This window comes from Mesorhizobium sp. M2A.F.Ca.ET.037.01.1.1 (genome assembly GCF_003998075.1).
Classification (GTDB): domain Bacteria; phylum Pseudomonadota; class Alphaproteobacteria; order Rhizobiales; family Rhizobiaceae; genus Mesorhizobium.
Genome location: NZ_RZSA01000477.1, coordinates 1 through 4,928 on the forward strand (window position 1 = coordinate 1; position 4,928 = coordinate 4,928).

At 64.4% G+C, this 4,928-nt stretch carries 4 protein-coding genes; 3 read left to right on the forward strand and 1 reads right to left on the reverse strand.

What is annotated here, in order from left to right; translation table 11 throughout:
• The first annotated feature begins 116 nt into the window (after window positions 1-116).
• The 3 genes from EOA27_RS21870 to EOA27_RS21880 are packed head-to-tail and all read left to right on the forward strand — an operon-like array spanning window position 117 to window position 4,210.
• The gene (locus EOA27_RS21870) at window positions 117-2,009 is read left to right on the forward strand and encodes an ABC transporter ATP-binding protein (RefSeq protein WP_126081646.1); all 1,893 of its coding nucleotides are present in this window, start codon (window positions 117-119) and stop codon (window positions 2,007-2,009) included.
• The gene (locus EOA27_RS21875) at window positions 2,006-3,889 is read left to right on the forward strand and encodes an ABC transporter ATP-binding protein (protein WP_127257140.1); all 1,884 of its coding nucleotides are present in this window, start codon (window positions 2,006-2,008) and stop codon (window positions 3,887-3,889) included. The genes EOA27_RS21870 and EOA27_RS21875 overlap by 4 nt, the downstream gene beginning before the upstream one ends.
• Before the next feature lie 9 nt (window positions 3,890-3,898).
• Complete coding sequence (locus EOA27_RS21880) at window positions 3,899-4,210, forward strand: DUF6665 family protein (RefSeq protein WP_126081648.1); 312 nt, start codon at window positions 3,899-3,901, stop codon at window positions 4,208-4,210.
• Window positions 4,211-4,292: 82 nt separating this feature from the next.
• Here EOA27_RS21880 and EOA27_RS21885 read toward each other — a convergent pair whose 3' ends face one another.
• Complete coding sequence (locus EOA27_RS21885; RefSeq protein ID WP_126083739.1) at window positions 4,293-4,637, reverse strand: cupin domain-containing protein; 345 nt, start codon at window positions 4,635-4,637, stop codon at window positions 4,293-4,295.
• Window positions 4,638-4,928 lie beyond the last annotated feature (291 nt).

Genomic DNA, 4,928 nt, shown 5'->3' on the forward strand with positions numbered 1-4,928 from the left:
AATCGATCCCGGGCGTAACCACGGCACGGCCAGAGGTCCTGCCGTGGTTACCTGCGTAGAGCCCCGCCGGCGACCAGATCGGACGCCGGCGGGTTTGTGGCCTCCACGAGAGAAAAATGTTCGACCGCATCTTCACCTGCTTCGAAAGCCGTTATTCGCCGGTGGCGCTGGCCGACGACGGGCAGCCGCCAATGGGGCTTTGGCGGTTCTACTGGTATTTCATAAGGCAGTTTCGCGCCGCCTATCGGCTGCGCATGATCATCGTTGCCGTGGCGGCGATCATCGACGCGATGCTGCCGATTTTCGTCGGCCTGATCGTCGGCCTGCTCGCCAGCACCAGGCCCGGCGATTTCTTCGCCGCGCATGGGCCGCTGCTCGTCCTGATGGCCTTCGTCGTGCTTTTGCGTCCGCTGTCGATGGTCGTCGATGCGCTGATCCGCAACCATGCCATTGCGCCGAACCTCATCGACCTCATCCGCTGGCAGAGCCACTGGCATGTCGTGCGCCAGGACTGGTCGTTCTTCCAGAACGACTTTGCCGGCCGCATCGGGACCAAGGTCATGCAGAGCGGCGATTCGGTGGAGATGAGCGTCAATCTCACCGTCGATGCCGTCTGGTATGCGCTGGTCTTCGTCGCGGTCGCCATCGTGGTGCTGGCGCGGCTCGACCCGCTTCTGCTGGCGGTCGTGGCGGTCTGGCTGGTGTTCTATTGCCTGATCTTCTGGTCCGCGATGCCCAGGATCACGCAACGCTCGTCCCAATTGTCGGAGCGGTGGTCGCAGGTGAGCGGCCGCATGGTCGACAGCTACACCAACATCCTGACGCTCAAGACATTCTCGACCGGCGAGCACGAGGACAAATATGTCTCGCAGGCGGTGGTCGAGCACGCCGACACATTCTACCAGCTGATGCGCGTTTTCACGCTGATGTGGTCGGCCTTATTCGTCCTCAACGCGGCGCTGCTTATCGCCGTGAGCTGGGTGGCGCTCGCCGGCTGGAACGCCGGGACGATGACCACCGCCGCCGTGGCGACCGCGATACCTTTCGCGCTGCAGATCGCCAACATCTCCGGCAGGATCCTCGATGTCGGCGCCAATGTCTTCCGGCAGATCGGCGTCGCCAGCAACTCGATGACGACGATCGCGCGGCCGATCGTCATGCAGGACCAGCCGGACGCACCGGCCCTCGTCGTAACCGCCGGCGGCATCGAGTTCGACCGGGTGAACTTCAACTTTTGGCGCAAGGACGGCAAAGGCGGCGTCATCGACAACCTGTCGCTGAAGATCGCGCCGGGCGAGCGGGTCGGCCTGATCGGCCGTTCCGGGGCCGGCAAATCGACGCTGGTCAATCTCGTGCTGCGGCTGTTCGACGTGCAGGACGGCAAGGTGCTGATCGACGGGCAGGACATCCGCAACGTCTCGCAGGAGAGCGTTCGTGGGGCGATCGGCTTCGTCAACCAGGACACCTCGCTCTTGCATCGATCTGTTCGCGAGAACCTCAAATATGGGCGCCAGTCGGCCAGCGACGAGGCGATGCTCAACGCCGCGAAAGCCGCCCAGATCGACGAGGTGATCGCGGGGCTGACCGATCCGCATGGGCAGAGCGGCTATGAGGCGCTTGTCGGCGAGCGCGGCGTGAAACTGTCCGGCGGCCAGCGGCAACGCATCGCCATTGCCCGCGTTATGCTGAAGGACGCGCCGATCCTCATCCTCGACGAGGCGACCTCCGCGCTCGATTCGGAGGTGGAGGCCGCCATCCAGGAGAACCTCTACAAGCTCATGCAGGGCAAGACCGTCATCGCCATCGCGCACCGGCTGTCGACGATCGCGGCGATGGACCGGCTCGTCGTCATGGACAAGGGCCGCATCGTCGAGGACGGCTCGCATGAGGCGCTGATCGCCAAGGGCGGGCTCTATGCGCAGCTCTGGCGCCGCCAGTCTGGCGGCTTCCTGCTGGAGGAAAAGCCGGTCGCCGACGCCCCGCCGACGAAAGGTGAAGCCGCCGAATGATGCAGGCCATCTATCGCTGGTTCGAGCACTGGGTCTACCCGTTCCGCGAGCCCGCGAATCTGCGGCCGCCCGCCGGCGTCGGCGGCTTCCTCTGGCACTATGTCGGACAGGCGAAGCTTGCCTTCTTCGCCATGCTGATCATCGGCGGCATCGCGCCGCTGGTCGAGGCCGGCCTGTTCTATTTCGTCGGCAGGCTGGTCGACATCCTCGATCAGCTGCCCGGCGAGCGCAGCTGGCATGCGCTGTGGGCCGCGGCCGGACCTGAGCTCTTGTTCATGGGCGCAGTGGTGCTCGTCATCCGCACCGCCGTGGTCGGCCTGTCGGCGCTGGTCGACGAACAGACGATCACGCCCGGCTTCTACAATCTGGTGCGCTGGCAGGCGCACCGGCATGTCTCGCGCCAGTCCTATGCCTTCTTCCAGAACGATTTCGCCGGCCGCATCGCGACAAAAGTCTGGCAGGCGGGGCAGGCAACGGGCGACCTGATGGAAAGTTTCATCGAGGTCATCTGGTTCATGATCATCTATACTGTGACGACGCTGGCGCTGGTCGCCGGCCTGGACCTCAGGCTGGCGGTTCTGGTGGTGGTCTGGATCGCCGTGTTCGGCTGGCTGGCCAAACTCTATCTGCCGCAGATCCGCAAGAACGCCGAGGCGACGGCCGAGGCCGGGTCGATGATCACCGGCCGGATCGTCGATTCCTACTCCAACGTGCAGACGCTGAAGCTGTTCTCGGCGGATGGCGACGACCGCTACATCAGGAACGGTTTCGACATCTATCTCGACGCGCTTCGTCCGTTCACGCGCCGTCTGACCGGCGTGCGCATGGCGCTGACGACGTTGTCGGGCGTCATGATCACCGTGATCGCCGGCTTCGCCATCTATCTCTGGGTCGAAGGCTCGATCACGGTCGGCGCTGTCGCCTTCACGCTTTCTCTCGTCCTCAGGCTCAACATGCTGCTTGGAAGAGTGATGATGCAGCTCAACGGCATTTTGCGAAATCTCGGTGTGCTGGAGAATTCCAAGGCGATGATCTCGCAGCCGCTCGGCCTCACCGACGCCCCGGATGCAAAGGAACTGATCGTCACCGGCGGCCGCATCGACGTCAGCAACGTCACCTTCCATTACGGCAAGGGGGCAGGAGTGCTCGACGGCATCGACCTTGTCGTGCGTCCGGGCGAGAAGGTCGGCCTTGTCGGTCCGTCCGGCGCCGGCAAGACGACCTTGACCAATCTGATCCTGCGCCTCTACGACCTGGAAGGCGGCCGGATCCTGATCGACGGCCAGGACATTGCGCATGTGACGCAGAACTCGCTGCGCGGCAATATCGGCGTGGTCAGCCAGGACACCGCGCTGTTCCACCGCTCGCTGCGCGACAACATCAAGCTCGGCACGCCGGACGCTACCGACGCGCAGGTGATTGCCGCGGCCCAAAAGGCCGAGGCGGATGACTTCATCCTGGGACTGCGCGACAACCGCGGCCGCGCCGGCTACGAGGCCTATGTCGGCGAGCGCGGCGTGAAGCTCTCCGGCGGGCAGCGGCAGCGCGTGGCGATCGCGCGCGTTTTCCTCAAGGACGCGCCGATCCTCATCCTCGACGAGGCGACCTCGGCGCTCGATTCGGACATCGAGGCGGCGATCCAGGAAAACCTGACTCGGTTAATGGAAAACAAGACCGTGATCGCCATCGCGCACCGGCTCTCCACCATCGCGGCGCTCGACCGGCTGGTGGTGCTCGACGGCGGCCGCATCGTCGAACAGGGCACGCATGACGAGCTGGTGGCGCTCGACGGGCTCTATGCGCGGCTGTGGAAACGGCAGTCCGGCGGCTTCCTGTTCAACGAGGAAAGCGCGCTGGCAGAGACGCGGCCGGCGGAGTAGAACGGCGTCATGCCGGTACGCATGCCCACAAACTTTGGACGGTCAGGCGCGCAGGAAAGCGCGCTCGACCTGCTCGGCCACGAAATCCTCGCCGAAAAGGCCGCAGCGCTCGGCCGCGCCGGCCAGCGCGTGGAGGAAATCCTTGCCAGATTGCGCCAGAGTGGGGAGGGCGAGCACCGCAACCGGCTGCTCAAGGAAGCGGCCGCGGCCGTGCACGCCTATTTCATCCAGCGCGAGCTTTGCGGTCTGCGCAAGCACGATGCAGTGATCCGCGAATACGACATCCCACGGGCGGTTTTGGTCAGGCTCGGCGCCAGCTAGGCGCTCTTTGGTTTGACCACAATCTTTCCCGAAAACCGGTCCCCACTTTTTGCTGCGCTGACCTGCGGTTCGGTATTATGGTCTATTCCAGCCATTCCGTGATGAAGTGGCCGTTCTCGTGGATGTCGGTGCTTTCGAGCGGACCGGGGCCGAGATTGGTGAATTTGTGCGGCGTGTCGGGGGGCACGATCAGGATCTGGCCGGCGGTGGCCTTGATTTCCTGGTCGCCGATGGTGAAAAGGCCGGTGCCGGAACGGATGACGAAGATCTCCGCATAGGGGTGCTTGTGCAGGCGCGGGCCGCCGCCGATCCTTTCCTGATAGTTGAAGATCAGGCAGGAGTTGGCGCCGAACTGGCCGCATTGCAGCTCGCCCTTCCAGCGGTCGGGGGATGCGGCCCAGCTGTCGCGTTCAATGACATGCGCCATGGCGACAGAATAGACCGGGCCAGGAGCTGATGTCGAGGCGAACACCGCCCCGATTTCATCCCAGATTTCCCGCTGTTTGAAGCCGTCCGGCGGCCTGGCGGGAACGTGCCGGTCACGGCTGCCGCGCATCCCCGCGACAATCTGCCCTTGTGGCCTCACCCCGCTGGACAAAAACGGGCCGCACGCATAAACCGAAAATCCAAATGCCGGAGGAATTCGCTAGCCTGTTCGCCATGCGCTGTCGGGCAGGTGCGATTGAGCGGGGACAAGGCTCGGCCTCCGGTTAGGAAG